General features: G+C 41.9%; 21 protein-coding genes. 15 read left to right on the top strand and 6 right to left on the bottom strand.

Going from position 1 to position 24,253, the window contains the following annotated elements:
* Positions 1–384 precede the first annotated feature (384 nt).
* Complete coding sequence (locus IEX80_RS00620) at positions 385–744, top strand: response regulator (protein ID WP_188831608.1); 360 nt, start codon at positions 385–387, stop codon at positions 742–744.
* Positions 745–803: 59 nt separating this feature from the next.
* On the opposite strand, the gene IEX80_RS00615 is transcribed toward IEX80_RS00620, so the two are convergent.
* Positions 804–1,301: a hypothetical protein gene (locus IEX80_RS00615; protein ID WP_188831607.1), complete on the bottom strand. Its 498-nt coding sequence runs from the start codon at positions 1,299–1,301 to the stop codon at positions 804–806.
* A gap of 112 nt (positions 1,302–1,413) precedes the next feature.
* Between IEX80_RS00615 and IEX80_RS00610 the strand changes: the two genes are divergently transcribed.
* From IEX80_RS00610 to IEX80_RS00600, 3 genes are all read left to right on the top strand, one after another.
* Positions 1,414–3,699 carry an ATP-dependent helicase gene (locus IEX80_RS00610; RefSeq protein ID WP_112657936.1) on the top strand — a complete coding sequence of 762 codons (2,286 nt, stop codon included), beginning with the start codon at positions 1,414–1,416 and terminating at the stop codon, positions 3,697–3,699.
* A gap of 166 nt (positions 3,700–3,865) precedes the next feature.
* Positions 3,866–4,234, top strand: a complete 369-nt coding sequence (locus tag IEX80_RS00605; RefSeq protein ID WP_090524558.1) for a helix-turn-helix domain-containing protein — start codon at positions 3,866–3,868, stop codon at positions 4,232–4,234.
* 234 nt (positions 4,235–4,468) lie between these two features.
* On the top strand, positions 4,469–4,768 hold the full coding sequence (locus IEX80_RS00600) for a hypothetical protein (RefSeq protein WP_090524556.1): 300 nt from the start codon (positions 4,469–4,471) through the stop codon (positions 4,766–4,768).
* Positions 4,769–4,792: 24 nt separating this feature from the next.
* Here the strand turns inward: IEX80_RS00600 and IEX80_RS00595 are convergent, their stop codons facing one another.
* Positions 4,793–6,223, bottom strand: coding sequence for a tetratricopeptide repeat protein (locus IEX80_RS00595; protein WP_090524554.1), 1,431 nt, complete (start codon positions 6,221–6,223; stop codon positions 4,793–4,795).
* 567 nt (positions 6,224–6,790) lie between these two features.
* On the opposite strand from IEX80_RS00595, the gene IEX80_RS00590 reads away from it, so the two are divergent.
* The 7 genes from IEX80_RS00590 to IEX80_RS00560 all read left to right on the top strand — a co-directional run bounded on the left by IEX80_RS00590 (position 6,791) and on the right by IEX80_RS00560 (position 10,367).
* Positions 6,791–6,952, top strand: a complete 162-nt coding sequence (locus IEX80_RS00590; protein WP_175489905.1) for a hypothetical protein — start codon at positions 6,791–6,793, stop codon at positions 6,950–6,952.
* A gap of 50 nt (positions 6,953–7,002) precedes the next feature.
* Entirely contained in the window at positions 7,003–7,146 is a 144-nt protein-coding gene (locus IEX80_RS00585; protein WP_175489904.1) for a hypothetical protein, read from the top strand.
* 35 nt (positions 7,147–7,181) lie between these two features.
* On the top strand, positions 7,182–7,334 hold the full coding sequence (locus IEX80_RS00580; protein WP_167516176.1) for a hypothetical protein: 153 nt from the start codon (positions 7,182–7,184) through the stop codon (positions 7,332–7,334).
* Positions 7,335–7,403: 69 nt separating this feature from the next.
* Entirely contained in the window at positions 7,404–8,405 is a 1,002-nt protein-coding gene (locus tag IEX80_RS00575; RefSeq protein WP_188831606.1) for a hypothetical protein, read from the top strand.
* A 60-nt stretch (positions 8,406–8,465) separates the two neighbouring features.
* Positions 8,466–8,633 (top strand): hypothetical protein, encoded by a 168-nt coding sequence (locus IEX80_RS00570; RefSeq protein ID WP_175489903.1) that lies wholly within the window; start codon positions 8,466–8,468, stop codon positions 8,631–8,633.
* Between the two features lie 122 nt (positions 8,634–8,755).
* A complete protein-coding gene (locus IEX80_RS00565) occupies positions 8,756–10,126 on the top strand; it encodes a dipeptidase (RefSeq protein ID WP_188831605.1) in 1,371 nt (456 codons plus the stop codon).
* 103 nt (positions 10,127–10,229) lie between these two features.
* Positions 10,230–10,367, top strand: coding sequence for a hypothetical protein (locus IEX80_RS00560; protein WP_188831604.1), 138 nt, complete (start codon positions 10,230–10,232; stop codon positions 10,365–10,367).
* Between the two features lie 63 nt (positions 10,368–10,430).
* Here the strand turns inward: IEX80_RS00560 and IEX80_RS00555 are convergent, their stop codons facing one another.
* Together IEX80_RS00555 and IEX80_RS00550 are read right to left on the bottom strand one after the other, a co-directional pair.
* The gene (locus IEX80_RS00555) at positions 10,431–10,886 is read right to left on the bottom strand and encodes a GNAT family N-acetyltransferase (RefSeq protein WP_188831603.1); all 456 of its coding nucleotides are present in this window, start codon (positions 10,884–10,886) and stop codon (positions 10,431–10,433) included.
* Between the two features lie 5 nt (positions 10,887–10,891).
* Positions 10,892–11,989: a mandelate racemase/muconate lactonizing enzyme family protein gene (locus IEX80_RS00550; protein ID WP_090526168.1), complete on the bottom strand. Its 1,098-nt coding sequence runs from the start codon at positions 11,987–11,989 to the stop codon at positions 10,892–10,894.
* Between the two features lie 206 nt (positions 11,990–12,195).
* Between IEX80_RS00550 and IEX80_RS00545 the strand changes: the two genes are divergently transcribed.
* The 3 genes from IEX80_RS00545 to IEX80_RS00535 all read left to right on the top strand — a co-directional run bounded on the left by IEX80_RS00545 (position 12,196) and on the right by IEX80_RS00535 (position 16,242).
* On the top strand, positions 12,196–12,936 hold the full coding sequence (locus tag IEX80_RS00545; RefSeq protein ID WP_090524547.1) for a DUF4290 domain-containing protein: 741 nt from the start codon (positions 12,196–12,198) through the stop codon (positions 12,934–12,936).
* A gap of 204 nt (positions 12,937–13,140) precedes the next feature.
* Positions 13,141–14,448, top strand: coding sequence for a UDP-N-acetylglucosamine 1-carboxyvinyltransferase (gene murA, locus IEX80_RS00540; RefSeq protein ID WP_090524545.1), 1,308 nt, complete (start codon positions 13,141–13,143; stop codon positions 14,446–14,448).
* Positions 14,449–14,679: 231 nt separating this feature from the next.
* The gene (locus IEX80_RS00535) at positions 14,680–16,242 is read left to right on the top strand and encodes an ArnT family glycosyltransferase (protein ID WP_188831602.1); all 1,563 of its coding nucleotides are present in this window, start codon (positions 14,680–14,682) and stop codon (positions 16,240–16,242) included.
* Positions 16,243–16,285: 43 nt separating this feature from the next.
* Here IEX80_RS00535 and IEX80_RS00530 read toward each other — a convergent pair whose 3' ends face one another.
* Together IEX80_RS00530 and IEX80_RS00525 are read right to left on the bottom strand one after the other, a co-directional pair.
* Entirely contained in the window at positions 16,286–16,657 is a 372-nt protein-coding gene (locus tag IEX80_RS00530; RefSeq protein WP_188831601.1) for an NTF2 fold immunity protein, read from the bottom strand.
* Positions 16,658–16,727: 70 nt separating this feature from the next.
* Positions 16,728–18,089, bottom strand: a complete 1,362-nt coding sequence (locus IEX80_RS00525) for a cystathionine beta-synthase (protein ID WP_188831600.1) — start codon at positions 18,087–18,089, stop codon at positions 16,728–16,730.
* A 170-nt stretch (positions 18,090–18,259) separates the two neighbouring features.
* On the opposite strand from IEX80_RS00525, the gene IEX80_RS00520 reads away from it, so the two are divergent.
* The gene (locus IEX80_RS00520; RefSeq protein WP_188831599.1) at positions 18,260–24,142 is read left to right on the top strand and encodes an alpha-2-macroglobulin family protein; all 5,883 of its coding nucleotides are present in this window, start codon (positions 18,260–18,262) and stop codon (positions 24,140–24,142) included.
* The last annotated feature ends 111 nt before the right edge of the window (positions 24,143–24,253 follow it).

The raw sequence follows: 24,253 nt of genomic DNA, 5'->3' as shown, positions 1-24,253 counted from the left end.
GATTTGGGAATTTCGATTTCGGATTTGTGAGGAGATTAGAGATTAGAGATTAGAGATTAGAGATTAGAGATTAGAGATTAGAGATTAGAGATTAGAGGGAACTTCAAAAAGCGATGGGTGTTTGGGCTCATCGCTTTTTTTGATGATTGTGTTTACTTAACTGTGAGTTGTTTTTATCGCGGTCAGTGTAAAATTATGCACCCTTTAAAAAACCATAAAATATCCTTAAAAAAACACTATATCCAACTGTTAATAAGCAATATACCCACTAATACAAACCTATATCGACTTCAATTAAACACTGGAAAATATTTTTAATTATAAAACATTTTGTTTATTTTTAATATTAAAGGCTAATAGCAAATTACAATTAGCATGTTAACTATGGCAAGAAATATACTCATAATTGAAGATGACGCTGAAATTTTGCGGGTACTTGAAACAGTGCTCACCTTTCATGATTTTGAGGTTACCGGTCTTGACCGTACTGATGATATTATTGGTGCTGTAAAAGCGTACAACCCCGATCTTGTATTAACCGACTATATGCTGCCCGGTCTCAACGGCGGCCGCATTTGCCAGCTTATTAAAGGCAACGAAGATACCCGGCATATTCCGGTGATCCTGATTTCGGCTTACCATGAACAGGCCATTGCCCTGGTTAACTTTGGTTATGACGCTTTTGTACCCAAGCCCTTTGATGTGAATAAACTGGTAAAGACCATTAACAGGTTTTTGAATTAACATTATACTATCTTTATACGTTTATAGAACCTTAATTGCAGTATTAACTGCAGGATGACTTACTTTATTTTATTTATACGAGATATTTTAAAATACCAATACGCAACAAGGCCAATTACCAAAAGCCATGCAAATGGTAATATTTTTCTCTGATCCTTCACACTATTTATTACACAATCATGATTTAAGTAAGTTACCCCATCTACTTGTATGCCTACAACCTCCAACAAATCATTATTCTTAATCAAACCATTGGTCTTTAAAACAGACAATCTTATAACATGTCCTGGCTTTACGTTATCAACAAAGATATCGTAGTAAAAACAGTCAGTCCAATCGGCACCAATTTTATAATGCTTATCATTTTCTTGCACATAAAGGTCATAATTTAAACTCCCTCTCCCTCCAGTATTTTTCTTTATAGCGCTCAGATGCAAAACATTAACAACAACGTTATCCGCATTAAAATCAGTAGTCAGTGCGTCGCAGGTTAAAACAATAGCCCAAAACAACGCTACTATTGTAACTACAATCCATTTTAAATTATCAAACTTCATTATTCAATTATAATGAATCCAATTCCGAAATCTCAAATTCGATATCCGAAATTTTTCACCCTTTCGCCCCAAAACCTTAATTTCGCTGGCTCATAGCAAAGAGGAAAAGATTTTGGATTACTTACAGGGATTAAACCCCGAACAAAGGGCAGCGGTTGAACAAACTGAGGGGCCGGTAATGATTATTGCCGGTGCAGGATCGGGCAAAACACGGGTTATTACCTATCGCGTGGCGCATTTGATACGCAAGGGTGTTGATTCATTTAACATACTGGTACTTACCTTTACCAATAAGGCCGCCCGTGAAATGCGCGAGCGTATTACCCACGTTGTTGGTACCGAAGCTAAAAATATTTGGATGGGTACCTTCCACTCGGTGTTTGCGAAAATATTACGAGTTGAGGCCGAAAAAATCGGTTATCCAAGCAACTTTACCATCTACGATACCGACGATAGCAAGAGCGTTTTAAGGGCCATTTTAAAAGAGATGAACCTTGATGATAAGCTGTACAATGTAAACTTTGTACTTAACCGCATCTCGGCATCAAAAAATAACCTGATCTCGTGGCAGGAATATAACAAGAACGAGCAGATCCAGGCCGACGACTTTTCGAGCGGCCGCGGGCAAATGGGTAAGATCTATGAGATGTATGCCACCCGCTGCTACCGCGCCGGTGCCATGGATTTTGACGATTTGCTGTATAAAACCAACGAGCTCCTGAAACTGCACCCCGACGTGCTCAACAAATACCAGCACAAGTTTAAATACCTTATGGTTGATGAGTATCAGGATACCAACTTTTCGCAGTACCTGATTGTTAAAAAGCTTGCCGCTGTTAACGAAAACCTGTGCGTAGTAGGTGATGATGCCCAAAGTATCTATGCTTTCCGCGGTGCCAACATTCAAAACATCTTAAACTTTGAGAAGGATTACCCGGACCTGAAGGTGTTTAAGCTGGAGCAAAATTATCGCTCAACTCAAAACATTGTGAATGTAGCCAACAGCATCATCCGCAATAATAAAGACCAGCTTAAAAAGAATGTATTCTCCGAAAAAGAATCGGGCGATAAGATCAAGGTGATGCGGGCTTTCAGCGATAACGAGGAAGGCAAAATAGTAGCCGAAGCTATTATGCAAGACCGCAGCTCAAACGGGCTTAAATGGTCGGCATTTGCTATCCTTTACCGCACCAATGCGCAGTCGCGTTCTATGGAGGAGGCTTTGCGCAAGCTGGGCATCCCCTATAAAATATATGGTGGGCTTTCGTTTTATCAGCGTAAGGAAATTAAGGACCTGATAGCTTATTTCAGGCTCACCTTTAACCCTAATGATGAAGAAGCTTTAAAACGCGTTATCAATTATCCTAAACGCGGTATTGGCGATACCTCGGTTGATAAGATCATTGTAGCTGCCGATCAGCATGGTATAACGCCCTGGGAAGTTATTGTTGAGCCGGGCAAATACCTCGAGGGTAAAATATCGGGGGCAGTGTCCACTTTTGCTACCATGATCCAAAGCTTCCAGGTGCTTACCAAAACCAAGTCTGCCTATGAGTCGGCTTTGTATATCGCGCAGCATTCGGGCTTATTGAAGGACCTTTATGAAGATAAATCGGTAGAGGGGCTTAACCGTTACGAAAATATCCAGGAGCTTTTAAACGGGATCAAAGAGTTTTCAGAGCGGGAAGATATTGAAGAAAAAGGCCTTGATGTTTTCATGCAGGATGTGGCCCTGTTAACCAACGATGATAATGACAAAAACAAAGATGCCGATACGGTATCGCTCATGACCATCCACTCGTCAAAAGGGCTTGAGTTTCCGCAGGTTTATGTTGTAGGACTGGAAGAAAACCTTTTTCCTTCGCAGATGTCGCTTAACTCACGCAGCGATCTTGAAGAAGAGCGACGCCTGTTTTATGTAGCCGTTACGCGTGCCGAAAGTAAGCTCCATATCAGTTACGCCACCTCGCGTTTTAAGTTTGGAACACTGATTAATTGCGAGCCAAGCCGCTTTTTGGACGAAATTGACGCAAAATATCTCGAGCTCGACTACACTGCCAAACCCGCTTCGGGCAATAATCCATTTTTTGATGATGAGCGTAAAGCATGGAGCAGAGATAAGCAGCCCGACACATTTTCGCGACCAAAACCGGCAGCTGCAGCACCGGTAAAAACCACTTCGATACTGGCCAAGGCGCATGTACCTTCGGCCAATTTCAAACCTTCTGATACATCCGGTTTACAAGTGGGCATGGAGGTTGAACACGAACGTTTTGGCTTTGGCAAAGTACTCGCTCTTGAGGGTAATAAGCCCGATATAAAAGCCACAATCTTCTTTAAGGAGATTGGTCAAAAGCAGTTGCTATTAAAATTTGCGAAACTTTACATAGTTCAGTAAACATAAACCAAGAGTTAAAATCCCTACTTTGAGGAAATGATTCCCCAAGCCTCGCCACAGTCCATCATTAAATCGCCTTAATAACACTAATTTAAAGGTAATTTAATGATGGCATACCATTTGGATTGCATAAGTATCCCCTTTCCTTAATTAATATTTAATTGATATGAGCGATACTATTAAAAAACAAACAAACAAATCCGTTGGTAAAAACATCCGGGCATTACGCCATCAGCATGGATGGAGCCAGGAAGATGTGGCTAACCGTTTGGGCATCTCTATTCCTGCGTTTTCAAAAATTGAAACAGGAGTAACCGATATAAACCTCTCGCGTCTTGAACAAATTGCCAATATTTTTGATGTAAACGTGGTAAACATACTGGCCCTTGATACTGACGAAACTGATATGAAGCCGTCGAGTTTAAGCCTTGCACAGAAAAAATTGATAGACCGCGAATCAGAAATAGCCAGTTTACAACGTAAGGTAATATTACTTTATGAAGAGCTGCGCAATAAGGCCAGTGTGGCTATCTAAGTGTAGCTATCTAAAGGTGTGCAGTAAACATTACAATTTACCGATAGTGTACATTGTTTGCTTCGCATCAGTGGCCTGTTCCACCCACTACATTAAATAGTAGTTAACAATATTTAACAAAAGGAAATTCAGACAAAAAAGCTTCCCGGTGTATTAGCTAATTTATCCATAATGAGCGTTTTATAGCGATTTTGGAGTAATAATTGTGGCGTGCAGATTACTAAAGCAAATTGTATGTCAAATTATCTTATTTCCATATCAAAAAACGAAACCTCGAGCGACGGTATCATCCATGATCCTAAAAGTAAGCTAAAAGTTAAGGCGTTTGATTTGCTGCGGGCACGTTTTAAACCGAGTAAAGGCGAAGTAAGGTTTTTTGTAACTGCCGGCGATGAAACAACACTGGCTTTTGAAACACAGGGCTATAATAAACACAGGCAGCTGCTGGTTTTACAAATGATATCGTGGTATTGTATTTACCTGGGGCTTATAGAAGCACAGATCCACTCCAGCCTGCCTGTACACTTTAGTTAAACCTGAAGGAGGACCGGGCGCCGGTTAAACTCTTGGCGGGTTATGTAGCATGTCGCTCATTTCGATGATCTTTTCATCAATTTCAGATACACATTTGTCCATCATATCCAAACATTCGGCCTGGTCAACCAGGCCTTCTTTTTCAAGGTTGATCAAACCGCGTAACGTAGCTATAGGCCCCCTGATTTGATGTGACAGGTATGACGAATGCTCAGAAAGCTTTTTATTTTTTAACTGCAGATCCTTGGTACGTTCATCAATGATCTCTTCAAGATGATGATTGATCCTATCAAGGTTATCTTTTTGCCGGGATACCTCACCGTTTAGCAATGTAAGCTGTGCATTGGTTTTGGCTTTACGTTTTACATTGCTGATCAGCAAACCAATTACCACAAGCATCAAACCGGCAACTACCGTTACCGCCCAAAATTTCGACCGGTCGTAAGCCTGCCGTTCTGCAATCCTTTCGTTTTCTTTCAGTTGCTCTTCCTGCCTGCGTTTGGCCTCAACCAGGTTCATTTGCGCCGATACGTTGGTTTTATAGGTAACACTATCCTGGGTATATATTTCCCTTAGTAAATTTACCGCACGGGCAAAATTCTTTTTGTTGTACTCCAGTTCGTATGTGGTGTATTTGTAATCGTAGTCAAGCTTAGGGTCCTTTACTAATTGTGTATAAGCGGTCCCCTCCCGTACCATCTTTTCCGCATTTTTAAAATCGCCTTTGGTCATGTAAAGCGCTGCCAGCGTAAGGTCAACACTGGCTACTGACTCGTTCAGGTCACGTGCTTTTGCACCGGTATTAGCCTCCAGTAGTAAACCCAGGGCCTTATCGTAATCTTTAAGTTTAAAATAAATAACACCACGATTTTGCAAACACTGGATCAGGTTTACCGAATCGCTCAGTTTCTGAAATATAGGAAAGCTTTTATCATAAAACTTAAGCGCCATATACAGGTTATTTTTACGCGTGTAAACGTTGCCTATATTTAAATACAATGAGCCCACCAACTTGGTATCATTTATTTTTTGTGCTATCTCCAGCGATCGGTTAAGATAGGTAAGGGAGCGTTCGTAGTCGTGGTCACGAAACAGGATGCCGATATTATTATAAACCTTGGCTTCGCCCCTCAGGTTATTGTTGCGGGTAAAATATGAAAGGGAGTTCAGATAATTTTCAATAGCCTTTTCAGGCTGATCAAGGTAGTATTTACCAATACCTATAACACGGTAAGCTTCTGCAATACCATTAATATAATTGAGTTTGGTAGATAGCTTCAGCGCCCTGGTGGCATCTTCAACGGTTTGCTCCGGATTTGTCAGCCTGTTTGAATAAGCGCTGGTATTCAGGCTTATTACCTCATTAGTGTCTTTTGCAGCAACATCAATTATATCATTCGCGTATACCGACAGCGATAATAAAAAGAATAATATAAATGTGCCGATTTTTTTCATTGAAACACTTCTACGTTCTGTTGGGGTGAAAGTTATAAAATAATGCTGAATTATATTTAATGTTAAGAATAAAAAACATTGTGGAAAATTATTTTCATATGTTTTTTACTCCTATTAAAAACATATTTATATTTGCATTGTTAAATATCTGAAAAACAATATATTAAATAAAAAAACACCCTATACAATATCACTTCAAATAAATTGCAGGCAATTACAATAATATTGCAACATATATCCTGAGATTTACAATATAATTACAGTTTGTATATCAAATAAATGAAATAATGTGAAAATCGTGCAATAAATTGTATACCATACCGGTAATTAATCCAGATGATATTACATTTAAAATTAGTAATTTAACGCCATAATTAACAGTATAAAAATACGAAACAGAGAATCTTTTTTAAAATTTTAGAAAAACAGAGTTTTTAAAAAACAGAGAGTAAAATCAAACTTTTAAAATATTTGTGATAAGCTTTAAATAAGCTTAACGGATTTTAATAAATATTATATATCGTATTAATTTAAAAAATAGAATATTAAATACAATAATTAATCAATATGAAAAAAGCAGTGTTTTTTGTACTCCTTACCATAGGCGCCGGAGTGCTCTCATCGTCATCAGTTTTGTCATCATCGGCAAAAAAAGACGTACAGCCAACAGCTGTCAATTTCAACAAAACGCCGGCAGGTTTTAAACGCGACCTGGGAAGCGCCGACTGAAATCCAATTAAATCATACAGGAAGTTCCACATCGATAATATAACACGATCATGAAAAAGATAATCACCATCGCTTTAGCAATTCTGTTCACCGGGGTCATTTCATCCTGCAAAAAGGAAAGACCAAAAGCTGAGTTTGCTAACCTTCACTTATTCGCAACCGGTTACAAAAGAGACCTGGGAAGTGCGGACTGATTTATCTATTCAAGATCAATAAAACATAAAACAACATGAAAAAATTCATCCTCATAGCAACAGTAGCCCTTAGTGCAGGTGCATTATCATCAGCTACAAACAAAAATGAAAACAAAACCAAAATGGTGATTGCACCAGTGAACTCGCTGACAACCGGTTTTAAAAGAGACTTAGGCAGCGCCGACTAAAAAAAGACATTAACGAACAAGAGATTTAATAAACAAAAAATATTTACGTACCCCCACATTAAAAACATCATGAAAAATTTAACACTAATAGCAACTTTAGCATTAAGCACCATATTATCGGCCACCACATTAGCAAATGCCGCTAACGGCCCTCAACCAAAACGTGACTTAGGTTCTGCTGATGCTCGTGGCCCTCAACCAAAACGAGATCTTGGTTCCGCTGATTTTGCCCGTGGTCCTCAGCCAAAACGTGATCTTGGTTCTGCTGATTTTGCTTTCGGTCCTCAGCCAAAACGTGACTTAGGTTCTGCTGATTTCGCCTTCGGTCCTCAGCCAAAACGCGACTTAGGTTCTGCTGATTTTGCTTTCGGTCCTCAACCAAAACGTGATCTTGGTTCCGCTGATTTCGCCTGTGGCCCTCAGCCAAAACGTGATCTTGGTTCTGCTGATTTCGCCTTCGGTCCTCAGCCAAAACGCGACTTAGGTTCTGCTGATTTCGCCTTCGGTCCTCAACCAAAACGTGATCTTGGTTCTGCTGATTTCGCTTTCGGTCCTCAGCCAAAACGCGACTTAGGTTCTGCTGATTTCGCCTTCGGTCCTCAGCCAAAACGTGATCTTGGTTCTGCTGATTTCGCTTTCGGTCCTCAGCCAAAACGCGACTTAGGTTCTGCTGACTTCGCTATGTCTGGCCCTGGTCCAAAAAGAGATTTAGGTTCTGCTGATTTTGCTATGTCTGGTCCTGGTCCAAAAAGAGATTTAGGCTCTGCTGATTTTGCTATGTCTGGTCCTGGTCCAAAAAGAGATTTAGGCTCTGCTGATTTTGCTATGTCTGGCCCTGGTCCAAAAAGAGATTTAGGCTCTGCTGATTTTGCTATGTCTGGTCCTGGTCCAAAAAGAGATTTAGGCTCTGCTGATTTTGCTATGTCTGGTCCTGGTCCAAAAAGAGACTTAGGTTCTGCTGATTTCGCTATGTCTGGTCCTGGTCCAAAAAGAGATTTAGGCTCTGCTGATTTTGCTATGTCTGGTCCTGGTCCAAAAAGAGATTTAGGCTCTGCTGATTTTATGGCATAATCAACAACTCTTCTATTATAAAATCATATGTTATAAACTAAAATTTGAATAGTTGACAACATGAAGAAATTCATCATTGCAGCAGCGGTTTTAATAGCTACAGGCCTTACCGCTGTATCATTAACTCATAAAGCGCCTAAACAAGAAGCTAAAATAAAAGTCGAGAAAGTTGAGTTTGCCACTAAGGCTGTCAATACACCAAAATCAGATCTGGGTTCGGCAGATTAATAATCAATTTGGGAATTATTGAATTGGTGAATTACTGGTTTTCGCGGTTAATTTCATTCACCAATAAACTAATGAACGAGTGAACCAATGAACTAACTATATTTGCTGCAAACAATAATATTATGCAGCACATAAAGCAATATGTTGAGCAAAACAAACAGCGTTTACTTGATGAGTTATTTGACCTGTTACGTTTAGCATCGGTTAGTGCCGATCCAAAATACAAACCTGAAGTATTAAAAACTGCCGATTATGTGGCAGCAAAGCTCCGCGATGCCGGAGCTGATAATGTTGAAATATGCCAAACCGCCGGCTACCCTATTGTATACGGCGAAAAGATCATAGATGCTTCCAAACCTACCGTATTGGTTTATGGGCACTACGATGTACAACCGCCAGATCCGTTGGAACTGTGGAAAACACCTCCTTTTGAACCAACTGTTCGGGATGGAAAAATATACGCCCGCGGTGCCTGCGATGATAAAGGACAGTTTTACATGCATGTAAAAGCCTTTGAGCTGATGATGCAAACCGGTACACTTCCTTGCAATATTAAGTTTATGATTGAGGGCGAAGAAGAAGTGGGTTCATCCAACCTGGGCATCTTTGTGAAAGCCAACAAGGAAAAGTTGAAAGCCGATGTGGTGCTGATCTCTGATACTTCGATGATCAGCATGGAACATCCTTCACTTGAAACAGGTTTACGCGGCCTTTCCTATCTTGAGGTAGAAGTAACCGGCCCTAACCGCGACCTGCATTCGGGTGTTTACGGCGGCGCTGTAGCTAACCCTATCACCATCCTGGCCCAGATGATTGCCAGTCTGCATGATGAAAACAATCATATCACCATTCCCGGTTTTTATAACGATGTGGTACCGCTTAGCGAAGCAGAACGCAAAGCCCTTAACAGAGCGCCTTATGATGAAGCCGGATACAAACAAGACCTTGATGTAGCCGAGCTTTGGGGCGAAAAGGGCTACAGTACTTTTGAACGTACAGGCACCCGTCCTACTCTTGAGCTAAACGGCATTTGGGGCGGCTATATAGGCGAAGGCGCCAAAACAGTGTTGCCTTCAAAAGCCAATGCCAAAATCTCTATGCGTTTAGTGCCCAACCAAACGTCAGAAGCTATAACCAAACTCTTTACCGACCATTTTTTAAGTATTGCACCTCCCTATGTTAAGGTTAAGGTAACCCCGCATCATGGCGGCGAACCGGCTGTAACCCCAACCGACAGTGTGGCTTACCGTGCTGCTCAAAAAGCCATTGCCGAATCATTTGGTAAAGAGCCTATCCCAACCCGGGGTGGGGGTAGTATCCCAATTGTTGCTTTGTTTGAAGCCGAGCTTGGTTTAAAAACTGTATTGATGGGTTTCGGGCTTGATAGCGATGCCCTGCACTCGCCTAATGAGAAATATGATATTTACAATTATTATAAAGGCATAGAAACCATTCCGCTGTTTCACAAATACTTTGCGGAGTTATCAAACTAATGTCATGAAGCTTTAATTTGCGCGATAACGGCAGTTATTTTTTGATTTGGGTAAAACAAATAATATATTTATGATATTATCTAACTATACAAAAATCAAAAACATGGCAACTAAAGAATTGGACAAAGAAAAGACCGATGCATCTAAGCAGTTGCGCGATCTAAAATCATCAAAACAGGAAAAAACAAAAACAGCTAAAGCCTTAAGCGAAAATAAAATGAAGCGAAAGCCTCTGTTATAAAATATGTATAACACCCCCACGAGCCGGCAAGGGAAACTTACCGGCTCGTTTTATATAATTCAATTACAGCCTTATCCGCATTTCGATCATACGTTTTTTAAATCCTGCCTTTTCATAGGCTTTAATGGCTCCAATATTATCATTATATACCTCGAGCCTTATTTCGGTCAACCCCTGCTCAACTGTCCATTTCTTCAATTCTTCTATTATGGCCTGGTTTACTCCCATACCCCGGTATTCAGGCAGCACATACATAAAACCCAGGTAAGCATATTTTTCAAAGTCATAGTACGCGTCCGGGTTCTTTTTAATTCGGGCATATCCGCTGCCCGCTATCTCCCCGTCAATTTCGGCTACCAAAACCTGCACATCTGTTGAGGTTATGAACGCCTTCAAATCATAATAACTGATAGGATCGGGTTTAAGCGTGCTATCAAAAGGGCGTTCGGCAGTAATTATACCCTGCTCAAATTGAAGCAATACGGGCAGGTCTTCAATGGTAGCTTTTCTGATCAGCATATTTGTTAAATAGTAAATCGTTCGCAATCGGCCAAAAATACTTCATCGGCATCGGCGCCTATGCCTGGCGCGTCGTCGATGGTTAAATGATATCCATCATATATGGCCCCGCCAACACACGGGTCAACCAAATGCCCCAGTTTACAGGTATCCATGTCATAAAACCGGATATTGGGGCTGGCATATACAAAGTGTAATTTGGCGCTTAATGCTATCCGGCTTTCCAGCATCCCTCCCATCATACAGGGTATCCCGTATGAAGCAGCAACGTCGTGAATCCTTTTAGCCTCATAAATACCTCCAGACTTGGCCATTTTAATATTGATATAATGGCACGCCCCGGCGTTGATTTGTTTGCGGGCATCATGATGATTATACACACTTTCGTCGGCCATGATCTTAACCGGCGACAACTGCATAAGTTCAGGCAGCCGGTCATCATACCAGGTACGTATAGGCTGCTCGCAAAATTCAATATCATATTGCGCAATTGACTGCAAGGCAAAAACCGCTTCGTTAAAAGTCCAGCCCTGGTTGGCATCAATACGGATCTTCATACCCGGGCCAACGGCTTCACGGATCTGTTTAATGCGCTCTACATCCTCAACGGCGTTTTTGCCCAGCTTCACCTTTAATATATTAGCCCCGGAAGCTTTAAAATCAAGCGCTTTTAAAGCCATGGTATGATGCCCGGCAATCCCTATCGTAATATCTGATTCAACAACACGTCTTTCGCCGCCCAAAAACTGGTATAATGGCGAGCCCGCGTTTTTTGCTGCTATATCAAACAGGGCGTTATCAAAGGCGCTTTTTATAGTGGTATTACCGGCAGTAAAACTGTGAAGTTCGCCAAGCCGGGCTTCGATATCAAGCGCATCTTTGCCTTTCCATAAGCGGGCAAACTCACGCGCCATAATCAGGCAGGTATCCTGCGTTTCGCCAACAATCATCGGGAAAGCCGAGCATTCCCCTACACCGTAAAAACCGGCATCGGTATGCACACGGATAAAAACATTTTGGGCGTGAGATAATGTTCCGGTGGCAATGGTAAAGGGCTCCATCGGGATGCTGAAGCGGTAGATCTCTGTATGCGTGATAGTAATTTGCTGATTTTCCAAATTGTAGATGTTTAAAAGCTAAAATAAAACAAATATTTGCAACAATTAACCAACGTAATTTGCGTATTATAAGTATTAGTTTATATTTGCACTACTTCAATACAAGTAACAATTCAATTTTAGCCTCTTTTGCCCTTCCAATCAGGGAAATTTGCCTGGCTAACTTTCAACTTTCTTAAAAAATTATTACCATGGCTAAAGAAAACACGCCTGCAAATTTTGATTATAACTCAACCAGGAATAAACTGATCCTGTCTGAATATGGCCGTAACGTACAAAATATGGTTAAATATATTGTAGCGCTGCCAACTAAAGAAGAACGTAACCGCTACGCACAGGTAGTTATTGACCTGATGGGTTTCCTTAACCCCCACCTGCGCGATGTAGCCGATTTTAAGCACAAACTTTGGGACCACCTGCATATCATATCTGATTACCAGATTGATGTGGATTCACCGTATCCCAAACCATCGCCGGATGCTGTGCATATTAAACCAGCACCGTTAAACTATCCTCATCAGCGTATCAAATACAAGCACTATGGCAAAACCATTGAGCTGATGATTGAAAAAGCTAAAGCCATTGAGGAACCTGAACGTAAGCGCCACATGATCCAGGCTATAGCCAATTTCATGAAAATGGCCTATGTACAATGGAACAAAGACTCCGTGAGCGACGAAAGCATCCTGTCTGATCTGTATGCTTTATCGGGCGGTACATTGAAACTGGAAGAGAACATCAACCTTAACCGTGTTGATTTCCGCCCTAATAACTTTCAGCAAAACAATACCAATAATAACAACCGCGGCCGCAACAATAACCAAAACAATCAAAACCGTGGCGGCGGTAATGGCGGCAGGCAAAACAATAATCAAAACCGCAACAACAACCAAAACCGCAACCGTAACAACGGCGGCGCAAAAAAATATTAACCCCACCCAACCCTCCCCTTCAGGGGAGGGCTTTTGCTTTTCTTCTGCTTTCCCTCTTTCATAAAAGTATCTTTTGGTACAGGATATTTAGCAAGGTTTTTCCATTAATTTTCTAATCTTTGCCCCATATAAATTATTTGGCAAAACCGATCATAGCTTTTACAGTTTATCATTGGTGATTATATCAATTATCCGAAACTCCGCATGACTAACGCATTTGTAATAAATGGCGGCAAACCGCTAAAAGGTGAAATAACCCCGCAGGGTGCAAAAAACGAAGCTTTACAGGTTATATCTGCCGTATTGCTTACTGAAGAAAAAGTAACCATCAGCAACATCCCCGATATAAAGGATGTAAACAAACTGATAGAGCTGCTTGGCGATATGGGCGTTATTGTTGAACGTATCAACGAGCATACTTACACCTTTGAGGCCAAAGATATCAACCAGGATTTTTTCTTGTCTGAAGCTTTTAAATCAAAGGGCGGCGGCTTACGTGGTTCTATCATGATAGTTGGCCCCTTGCTGGCACGTTTTGGCAAAGCATCTATCCCTAAACCGGGTGGCGATAAAATTGGTCGCCGCAGGTTGGATACCCACTTCCTGGGTTTCGAGAAACTGGGGGCCCAATTTAATTACAATCCCGAAAATGGTTTCTTTAATGTAGATGCCTCCAACCTGCAAGGTACCTATATCCTGCTTGATGAAGCCTCTGTAACAGGAACAGCCAACGTGGTAATGGCCGCGGTATTAGCTAAAGGCACCACCACTATTTACAACGCCGCCTGCGAGCCTTACCTGCAGCAGCTTTGTAAAATGCTGAGCCGTATGGGTGCTAAAATCAGCGGTATCGGTTCAAACCTGTTAACCATTGAAGGTGTTGAAAAACTGGGCGGTACAGAACACCGTTTACTGCCCGATATGATCGAGATTGGTTCATTTATCGGCCTTGCAGCCATGACCGGTTCTGAAATCACCATTAAAGATGTTCAATACAAAGAATTGGGCATGATCCCTGATGTTTTCAGGCGTTTGGGCATTAAACTGGAGCTTAGAGGTGATGATATTTTTATCCCGGCCCAGGAACACTATGAAATAGAAACTTTTATTGACGGCAGTATCATGACCATTGCCGATGCGCCATGGCCGGGCTTTACACCCGATTTATTAAGTATCGTGCTGGTTGTCGCCATCCAGGCTAAAGGTTCGGTACTAATCCACCAGAAAATGTTTGAAAGCCGCTTATTTTTCGTGGATAAGCTGTTGGATATGGGCGCGCAGATCATCCTTTGCGATCCGCACCGTGCAACCGTTATCGGCCTTGATAACCAGGTTAAACTGCGCGGTATCTCTATGACCTCGCCGGACATCCGCGCCGGGGTTTCCTTATTGATCGCCGCACTTTCGGCACAAGGCCAGTCAACCATTTATAACATTGAACAAATTGAACGCGGCTATCAGCATATTGATACCAGGCTTAAAGCTTTGGGCGCTGATATAACCCGGATCTAAGTTTTAGGTTAAAGGCGAAAGGTTAAAGGTTAAAGGTAGCTGCACTTAGCAAAGCCTTTAACCTTTTTTTATTTTAGAACTTTTTCTATCAAAATATAGTACTTAACCGGGAAATACTTAAATAGTTGCGTATAAAGCGGCATTAATAATTTACTTTTTAAAGACCTTTCGCCTTTAACCTTTTACCTTTCACCTCAAAAATACTACCTTTAAAAAACCATTCTATAAACAATGCCTTACAAAAACCGGAAATCTACCTACGTTTATTTTGTACTGATATTTGTATTTATTAAAGTTGTTCTTAATCTTTTCGCCATATCGCATTTTGGTTTCCACAGGGATGAGTTTTTGCACCTTGTACTGGCCGACCACCTGGATTGGGGATATAAGGAAGTACCGCCATTTATAGCCATCCTGGCAAAAATTTCTATAACTTGTTTTGGCAACTCGGTTTTTGCGGCGCGATTGTTCCCTACCCTGTTTGGTGGGCTTATTGTGCTGCTCACCGGACTTATAGTAATAGAATTTGGTGGAAAGAAGTTTGCTATAACCCTTGCGTGTTTATCACTCATTTTTGCGCCTGCCTTTGCAGCAAGTGACTATCTTTTTCAGCCTGTAGTATTCGATCAGTTTTGGTGGGTATTAACCGTTTGGCTGCTCGTAAAATACCTCAACACTACCGATGTAAGGTACCTGTACTGGCTGGGGGCAGCCGTTGGCTTTGGCGTACTTACCAAGTACACCATGCTATTTTTCGCAGCTTCGCTGGTTATTGGGATTCTTATTAGCAAGCAGCGTAAATTACTGTTCAATAAGCATATTCTTGGTGCTGCCTTGATAACAATAGTTATCGTACTGCCTAACCTCATCTGGCAAATAACACATCACATGCCTGTATTTACGCATATGAAAGCCCTGCGCGAGCAGCAGCTGGATTACATAACCCCAACCGACTTTATTAAGCAGCAACTACTGGTCAACGGCATAGCGTTATTTGTATGGCTTAACGGACTGGCGTTCCTGATATTTTCATTCAGGCTGCGTAATTTCCAGTTTCTGGCATTGGCTTATGCGCTCATCTTCTTTTTTTTACTGATGATGGATGGTAAAAGCTATTACATATTTGGAGCCTACCCCATGTTGTTTGCAGCAGGGGCCTTTGGTTTTGAGCGTTTATTAAAAACCACTGGCTATGTTTTGCGTACCGCCCTGGTAATATTGTTTACGTTGCCCAATGCTTTGTTACTGCCAATCTTATTGCCCATTTTACCAATGGACCAAACCCTGGCTTTTTTTCGATTTGCCGATAAACACCTTCCGGCTGCCCGTTTTTCGATGACCTGGGAAGACGGTAAAAAACATGCTACCACACAGGATTATGCCGACATGCTGGGATGGGATGATATGGCGGCATTGGTTGATAAAGCTTACAAAAGCTTAAACCCTGAAGATCAAAAACAGACTATGGTTTATGCCGATAACTACGGTGAAGCCGGTGCAATCCACCATTACCGCAAGCAATACGGCTATCCCGATGTAATATCACTGAACAGCAGCTTTACCCTTTGGGCACCAGATAGCCTCAAAAGCAAATACCTGATTTATGTAGATGAAAACGGCGGAAAAAATATTAAGGAGTTTGTGGAAGGGAAAATGATAGGCAGTTTTACGAAAGTAGGCGAAGTAACTAATCCGCTTGCCCGCGAAAAAGGTACGGCTGTGTTTATTATCACGCCAAATTATCGGTTAAATGAACGGTATTCTCCTGAGTTAGCGAAGAAGAGGTTGGAGTAATTCTGAGGTGAAAGGCAAAAGGTTAAAGGCGAAAGGTTTTTGATCATTTATAATGCGTTAGTCGAACAACTCGACCGTCTTTAGCATTGAGCACAATTAAAAATCCGCCGCCCAACATTTTTTCGGGCAACGTACCATTTAATACCCAATAGCCATTTATAAAATAAGTCTCATAAGGCCTTTCATTAACTATTTGCGCTCTCCCATATATTTTAAATAGAATCGCTTCGGCAACAGCTATAGCAGTTTGTCTGTCTGTAATAACCTTATCAACAATTACCTGTCGTTCCCTTTTCTCCGTCAATGCTTTTTTTAGTTCTTCCTTTGCTACCTCGGCACCGAGTATAGTGTGTTTTTGAGAATGACTAATAAACGGCAACAGAAATATGGATGTAAAAACGAAAAAATGTTTCATGCTCTAAATATAAAAAAAGGCGCCATGCTTATCACATAACACCTTTCGCCTTTATCCTTTCGCCTTAAAATCAGGCAGAAATGGCGTTTATAATATCATACTGGGTAATAATCTCGATTTTACCCTGCCCGTCTTCAACCAACACAGCAATGTTATCTTTATTGATCATGGCCGAGATCCTGTCTATCGAAGTGTTCAGATCAACAAACGGGAACGGTGCAGTGGTAATGTTTTTGATCGGCTGCGATTTGATCGAAGGGTTTTCGATTAGCGAATCAAGGATATCGCTTTCGGTGATCTTTCCAATTACCATGCCTTTTTGCGTAACCGGGATCTGAGATATATTGAGCGATTTAATGGTGTTGATGGCTTCCAGCACGCTCTTCTCACAATCAATAGTGATGATCTCCTGCACCTCTTTTTTGCTGATGATATCGCGGGCGGTTAGTTTTTCGTCTTTCAGGAAACCGCGGTCGCGCAGCCAGTCGTCATTATACATTTTTCCAAGATAGCGGGTACCATGGTCCGGGAAGATGATCACCACCACGTCGCCCTCTTTAAACTTATCCTTCATCTGCAGCAAACCCGCCACGGCTGAGCCGGTTGAGTTACCTGAGAAGATCCCTTCTTTACGTGCAATCTCGCGGGTCATGAGGGCAGCGTCCTTATCTGTCACCTTCTCAAAATGATCTATCAGGCTAAAATCAACGTTTTGCGGTAGGAAATCTTCGCCGATACCTTCGGTGATATATGGATAGATCTCGTTTTTATCAAAAACACCTGTCTCTTTGTATTTTTTAAATACAGACCCGTAAGTGTCAATACCCAAAACCTGGATAGCAGGGTTCTTCTCTTTCAGATAACGGGCGATGCCCGAGATAGTACCACCGGTGCCAACACCGGCAATAAGGTGCGTGATCTTGCCCTCAGTTTGCTCCCAAATTTCGGGACCGGTACTTTCATAGTGCGCCTGCGAGTTGCTCAGGTTATCATACTGATTGGGCTTCCATGAGTTAGGGACTTCCCGCTCCAGGCGTGATGATACCGAATAGTATGATCGCGGGTCTTCAGGCTCCACATTGGTTGGGCAAACAATTACCTCCGCACCAAAGGCGCGCAATGCATCAAATTTTTCTTTTGATTGTTTATCGGTGCTGGTAAAAATACACTTGTAGCCTTTTATCACAGCTGCAATGGCCAGGCCCATACCGGTATTGCCCGATGTGCCTTCAATAATGGTTCCGCCGGGCTTAAGTTTTCCGCTTTTTTCGGCGTCCTCAATCATTTTAAGGGCCATACGGTCTTTTATGGAGTTGCCGGGGTTGGTTGTCTCTATCTTGGCTAAAACGGTAGCAGGGATGTCTTTTGCTACTTTATTCAGTTTTACCAGCGGCGTGTTGCCAATGGTATCGAGTATGTTATTGTACCACATAATTTAAATCTCTACTAACCCGGTATATAAAGCAGGGTTACGCCTCAAAAATAAGTTTCTTAAATGATATTTCTTTTATGGAATAGTAAATAGATATGCATCCTATAAACACACAAGCATAAATGTAATAAATTTAAACGGGTGACAATTACCACAAAATATACCTAAACATGCAGGCACCAATAAAAAAATCGTTATTATTTTTTAGTTTCTTAAGTTTTTGTATAACTGCCGCATTGGGGCAAAAGCCGCTTACCCCAAGCCGGCAAAGCAGTTATTATACCTACATATATAAAATAACGGATGGTGATGTGCTTAAATTTTATCGCTACCCACGTAAAAAACCTGATGAGCAAATATTACACAACCCCATTGATTCGTTTAAAACAAACGATAAATGGAACAATACCCTCCCTCCCGGTAACTATTTGAAAGTAGCTGCAAAAAAGAACGTGCTAAGCTATTCGCTTATCGAAAACCGCTCGGCCAATTTAAAACTGCTGGCTAATAACTATGACCTCCGCTTTATTTTAGTTGATCAGACAGGTAAAGCCATTAACAACGCTTTAGTGCAGTTTAACAATCATACCGTTACTTATGATTCAAAAGCCGGCTTGTATATAGCTAACCCTTCAAAAAGGGATACCATACTAAAAGTTGATTACGCGGGCGTAACCAATTACTACGCTATAAAAAAACAGCAGCGCTCATCTTATTATCATTACAATCCGTATCGCCATATGAGTTTTTTTAAAGCTACCTGGAAACGCTTTAAAAACCTGTTTAAGGGGCACGATAAATATTACAGCCATCAGCCCGCAGATAATTACGAAGGCTTCATGGTTTTTAACAAGGCCATTTATAAACCACATGATACGGTAAAATTCAAGGCGATCATCCTAAATAAAAAATCAAAACAACCTGTAACCACAACTCAGCTTTTAGTACGGCTCAAAGAACGGTATGAGGATGACGGTAAGATCATCGGCAAAGTAAACAGTTACCGCGAAGGAGCTTATGAATATAGTTTCGCCCTCACAGATAGTCTTGACCTTTCTCTTGATGAAGATTATACCATCTCGCTCGAAGATCCGTCGAGCGAAAAATACAAACTTGATGATTATGACGGCGATGACGATCAGGGCTTTTTAGCCAAACGCAAGGTTTTTCTGACGGGCCAGTTTAAATATGAAGAATACGAGCTTAAATCAATTACGTTCAGCACCAGGGTTGATAAAGAAGAACACGGGCCCGGAAATCCGGCTACATTATATTTAAAAGCAGTTGACGAAAATAACCTGCCGGTTACGGATGGCAGGGTTACTGTTACATTCAATACCCGTGGCACCGGCACGCGCAGGCAAAGCTACACTTTTGTGCCCGACCAGCTTTGGACACACCAGCTACAGCTTGACCCGGTTGGTGAAACCAGGCTAGTTATCCCCGATTCCATCTTTCCTAAGGCAGATGTCACTTACACCATTAATTCAGAATTTCTGAACAGCAATAATGAACAGCAATCAGCTAATAACGATATGAGTTATCGGTACAGCCGGTTTAGTATTACCGCCAAATTAAACGGTGATACACTAATCAGTAACGCCTTTGACAATGGCAAGGCCATACAAACTATGGCTACCATCAGCACCCTTAACGCAAAGTATGATATCATAAACAGGGTCAGGGTAATGCTCCCGGCAAAAACCATTATTAACCCGTATGCCGATAGCTACGACATTGAAACAGACAGCGCTTATGCCGATCTTGCCCTAAAAGATAATAGCGCAGACATCTCGCTATCAGGCTACCGCACCGCCGATTCACTGTTTGTAAAGGTTGAAAACCCGCGGTACCTCCATTTTTGGTATTCGGTATTTGGCGGCAACAAATTAATTGATGCGGGGCAGGCCAATAACCTGTTTTATGTACGTACTTACAATGATCAAAACCTTGTAAACTTTCAGGTGCATTATATCTGGGCAGGCGAAAGCAAAACAGAAGCCACCGATATCATGTACCGCGATAAGCTGCTGACCATCAACGTTCGTCAGCCGGTGTCCGTTTATCCCGGGCAGCAAGCTAAAACCGACATCGTGGTTACCGATGCCAAAGGCCAGCCTGTAGCCAATGCTGATTTAACGGCCTGGTCAATGACGAGTAAGTTTGCCGACTACAAGGCGCCGTATGTGCCCTACCTTGGCAAAGGTTTTCCGTATCGCAAGCAAAAAATGGGTTTTAATACCGGCAATATAAATGGCGATGGGTCATTACAGCTCAACTGGAAGCGCTGGAGTAAGGAAATGGGGCTTGACAGTATTGCTTACTACCAGTTTACTCACCCTAACAAAATTTACCGGGTTGAAGAAGACGCCAAAGACTCGCTAACCCAGGTGGCGCCTTTTGTGATTAAAAACGGCGATGTACTGCCCGTACATATCCTTTATATTGATGACCGGCCGGTGTACTTCGACCAAACACAGCAGCTTAAACGCTACAGCTTCGCAGTATCGCCGGGCAGGCACATGTTCCGGTTCAGGACCAGCCATCAAAACATTTGGGTAGATAGTGTAGATGTACAAGAATCGAAAAAGCTGATCTTCAGCATTAATGCGGATAATGCGCACTCAACAAAGGTTTTGGATACATTGAGTACCTATGAATGCGATCTCATCAACCGTTACCTGATTACCGTTATCAATAATTTTGGCTGGAAGATGGCCCTCCTTACCCAAAACGAAAAGGTATTCATGATCAATCCCGACCCGAACTATGGTTACCGGAACAACAGCGTACTCATAGGTCCGTCGGCCGAAAACTTTGCCAATTTAGATGTACAAGGCAGCGGATCACGACGTTTTGTTGCCGAACCAGGTTATTCATTTCAGTTTGAGCCCGGCCTTATTAAACAAAAAAGTATCCCCACTACTTATCCCTTCAACCCCACACTATCGTCATACCAGGGCCCGGCCGATGATTATACACAACAGGTACTTACCCAACCCGAGGCCGAAAGTATCTGGCAGCAATATCTTGACCTGCGCAGCAACACGCAATCGCTTTTTGTAAACCCTACCATCACCGGCGAAACAGGTAAACTAAGTATGAGCATCGATCAACCTAAGGGCAAAAAACTGCTGGTTAAAAACCTGATCGTTTATAAATATGATGACCCGGACTTTTTATTGATCTATCCCGGCAATACCACATACATTAACAACCTAAACGCCGGCAGCTACAGGCTTTTATTTTTGCTTAAGGGCGATAGTTATGATATTAAAGAAAATGTAACCATAAAAACAGGCGGTACTAATTTTTACAGCTTTGAGGTACTGCCCACTCATGGCAAAGATTCGGTAGGTGTCCGGATCAGCAACATTATCAATAACAGGACGGGCGGCTATAATCACGGTGACCGGGAAATAGAAAACGATGCCCTGAAAATAAAAGAAGCGTTTAATGATAAATACCTTGATACCGGCAACTTCGGCGATATGATGAGCGGAATAGTTACCGCCAGCGATGATAAATTGGTTGTACCCGGCGTAACCATAAGGGTAAAGGGTTCATCAACAGGTACGCAAACTGACATAGCAGGGCGCTTTAAATTAAAAGTACCCAAAACCGGCAAACTCATTGTAAGCTTTATAGGGCACGAAACACAGGAGTTAAGCATACAACCCGGTGCAACTATCAAGGTAGTCTTAAAACCCAGCTCAAAATCCTTGCAGGAAGTAGTGGTTATTGGGTATGGCGTGCAACGAAAAGCGGAAATGACCGGATCGATAGCAACCGTATCTTCCTTAGAAGGCGGGCTTGCTGGCCTGACAGTAGGTAACGAAGCCAATATCATGATTAGGGGCATTAGTTCATCACCGTCGGCCCAGCCGCTGATTGTGGTGGATGGCGAGATTGTTGATAAACTATCTGACGTAAATAAAGAAGACATTGCAGAAATTAGTGTATTGAAAGACGCCGCCGCCACTGCTATATATGGTGCGCGTGGTGCAAATGGCGTCATCGTGATCCGGACCAAAGCTAAACCGGGTTTGGCTGGAGGCCAAAGGGCCGACAGTACACAAACCGGCAGTTCGCAAACCATGCGTAAAAACTTTTCTGATTATGCCTACTGGCAACCTAAACTGACTACTGACGAACATGGCAAAGCAAGTTTCATGGTTAATTACCCTGATGATATCACCAACTGGCGAACATTTATCATCGGCATAACGGGCAACAAGCAAACCGGCTTTACCGAAAGCAGTATCAAATCATATAAACCATTAAGCGCAAATTTTGTCGCACCGCAATTTGCCATAGCCGGCGACGAAATGAACTTGATTGGTAAGGTAATGAACTACAACAATACCTCCGCGAAGCTTACCCGAATTTTTAAATACAACGGCCAGACTTTGAAACAAGACGAGCTGGAAGTTAAAAACTCTAAAATTGACACACTTACCATTACTGCTACTGCCGCTGCTTCTACCAATCCTACCGACAGCCTCACTTTTGAATACACCATTAAACGGGATAACGGCTATTTTGACGGCGAGCAACGCAGGATCCCGGTAATGCCGCAGGGTGTTAAAGAAACCAAAGGAGTTTTTGAGGCACTTGACCGCGATACCACAGTGAACATGAAATTTGATCCGGCTTTGGGACCTGTCACTTTCCGGGCAGAGGCTTCTGTATTGCCTGCGTTGACTGAAGAAACCCGTAAGCTGAGGGAGTACAAGTATCTGTGCAATGAGCAGCTGGCTTCAAAATTGAAAGGCCTGCTCATGGAACGACACATTAAAAAGTTTTTGGGCGAAGAGTTTAAATACGAGAGAAATATAAAAGACGTAATTAAAAAGCTACAGGAAAACCGCAAAAGTAACGGTACCTGGGGCTGGTGGAAGGATAGTAACGAAGAACTCTGGATTAGCCTGCATGTGGTAGAAGCATTGATAGATGTGCAAAAAGAGGGTTACGCTGTTGAACTGGATAAACAAAAATTAACCGACTATCTCGTCTTTCAGCTTGAAAGTTACAAACGCAGGGACAAAATACTTTGCCTTGAGTTACTTCATAAACTGAAAGCTAAAGTTGATTACCAGAAGTATGTAACAGACATTGAAAAAGAGCAGGTTAAGGAACAAAAAAACTTCGACTATAAGTTGTCGGGTTATGATAAGTTAAGAATGATGTTATTGCGGCAGGAATCTGCCCTATCCATAAAAATGGACAGTTTAATCAACACAAGCAAACATACTATGTTTGGTAACCTATATTGGGGCGAAGACGGTTATCGCTTTTTTGATAATTCGGTACAGTTGAGTGTATTAGCCTACCGCATTATCAAAAACGAAGGCAGGCATCCCGAGCTATTAACCAAGATCCGCGGCTACTTCCTTGAACAACGCCGTCTTGGAGATTGGCGTAATACTTATGAATCGGCGCTGATACTGGAAACTATTCTGCCAGATCTGTTGACAGAAAATAAACAGGTTCAACCATCGCAGATCAGGCTTACAGGCACCGATACAAAAACGATCGACAAATTCCCTTATTCGGCAACGCTAACTGATAAAACAATCAGTATCAGTAAAACAGGCAGCCTGCCTGTATACATTACCGGCTATCAGCAGTTTTGGAACAACAAGCCCGAAAAAGTAAGTAAAGATTTTACAGTAAATACCTGGTTTGAGCGCAAGGAAAAAACAATAACCACCCTGAAAGGCGGTGAACCTGTATTATTAAAAGCAGAAGTAACAGCCCGCGGCGATGCTGATTTTGTGATGATAGAGATCCCGATACCTGCCGGATGCTCGTACGAGAGTAAGGAGCAGCAATGGGACAACAATGAAGTACACCGCGAATATTTTAAAGAGAAAGTAAGCATATTTTGCCGAAGCCTTAAACAGGGCAAATATACATTCACCGTAAATCTCATCCCCCGTTACAACGGTAAATACACCCTAAATCCGGCCAAAGCCGAAATGATGTATTTTCCGGTATTTTACGGCAGAGAGGGGATGAAACAAGTGGTCATTGGGGCATCAGGTCATTAAGTCATTTTTGCATTTTGTCAGACTTACGAAGTTTCAAAAACTTCGTAAGTCTTTTATTCATTAAGCTATTAAAAAAATGACCTAATGACAAAATGACTCAATGAATAAAAT

Source organism: Mucilaginibacter rubeus (genome assembly GCF_014643835.1).
In the GTDB taxonomy this organism is placed as follows: domain Bacteria; phylum Bacteroidota; class Bacteroidia; order Sphingobacteriales; family Sphingobacteriaceae; genus Mucilaginibacter; species Mucilaginibacter rubeus.
This window is presented reverse-complemented; position numbering and strand designations above follow the sequence as displayed.

Excerpts from the sequence above, each read along its gene's own strand:
- IEX80_RS00620 (WP_188831608.1), top strand. The coding sequence starts at position 385 with ATGGCAAGAAATATACTCATAATTGAAGATGACGCTGAAATTTTGCGG.
- IEX80_RS00615 (WP_188831607.1), bottom strand. The coding sequence starts at position 1,301 with ATGAAGTTTGATAATTTAAAATGGATTGTAGTTACAATAGTAGCGTTG.
- IEX80_RS00605 (WP_090524558.1), top strand. The coding sequence starts at position 3,866 with ATGAGCGATACTATTAAAAAACAAACAAACAAATCCGTTGGTAAAAAC.
- IEX80_RS00600 (WP_090524556.1), top strand. The coding sequence starts at position 4,469 with ATGTCAAATTATCTTATTTCCATATCAAAAAACGAAACCTCGAGCGAC.
- IEX80_RS00595 (WP_090524554.1), bottom strand. The coding sequence starts at position 6,223 with ATGAAAAAAATCGGCACATTTATATTATTCTTTTTATTATCGCTGTCG.
- IEX80_RS00590 (WP_175489905.1), top strand. The coding sequence starts at position 6,791 with ATGAAAAAAGCAGTGTTTTTTGTACTCCTTACCATAGGCGCCGGAGTG.
- IEX80_RS00585 (WP_175489904.1), top strand. The coding sequence starts at position 7,003 with ATGAAAAAGATAATCACCATCGCTTTAGCAATTCTGTTCACCGGGGTC.
- IEX80_RS00580 (WP_167516176.1), top strand. The coding sequence starts at position 7,182 with ATGAAAAAATTCATCCTCATAGCAACAGTAGCCCTTAGTGCAGGTGCA.
- IEX80_RS00575 (WP_188831606.1), top strand. The coding sequence starts at position 7,404 with ATGAAAAATTTAACACTAATAGCAACTTTAGCATTAAGCACCATATTA.
- IEX80_RS00570 (WP_175489903.1), top strand. The coding sequence starts at position 8,466 with ATGAAGAAATTCATCATTGCAGCAGCGGTTTTAATAGCTACAGGCCTT.
- IEX80_RS00565 (WP_188831605.1), top strand. The coding sequence starts at position 8,756 with ATGCAGCACATAAAGCAATATGTTGAGCAAAACAAACAGCGTTTACTT.
- IEX80_RS00560 (WP_188831604.1), top strand. The coding sequence starts at position 10,230 with ATGGCAACTAAAGAATTGGACAAAGAAAAGACCGATGCATCTAAGCAG.
- IEX80_RS00555 (WP_188831603.1), bottom strand. The coding sequence starts at position 10,886 with ATGCTGATCAGAAAAGCTACCATTGAAGACCTGCCCGTATTGCTTCAA.
- IEX80_RS00545 (WP_090524547.1), top strand. The coding sequence starts at position 12,196 with ATGGCTAAAGAAAACACGCCTGCAAATTTTGATTATAACTCAACCAGG.
- murA (WP_090524545.1), top strand. The coding sequence starts at position 13,141 with ATGACTAACGCATTTGTAATAAATGGCGGCAAACCGCTAAAAGGTGAA.
- IEX80_RS00535 (WP_188831602.1), top strand. The coding sequence starts at position 14,680 with ATGCCTTACAAAAACCGGAAATCTACCTACGTTTATTTTGTACTGATA.
- IEX80_RS00530 (WP_188831601.1), bottom strand. The coding sequence starts at position 16,657 with ATGAAACATTTTTTCGTTTTTACATCCATATTTCTGTTGCCGTTTATT.
- IEX80_RS00525 (WP_188831600.1), bottom strand. The coding sequence starts at position 18,089 with ATGTGGTACAATAACATACTCGATACCATTGGCAACACGCCGCTGGTA.
- IEX80_RS00520 (WP_188831599.1), top strand. The coding sequence starts at position 18,260 with ATGCAGGCACCAATAAAAAAATCGTTATTATTTTTTAGTTTCTTAAGT.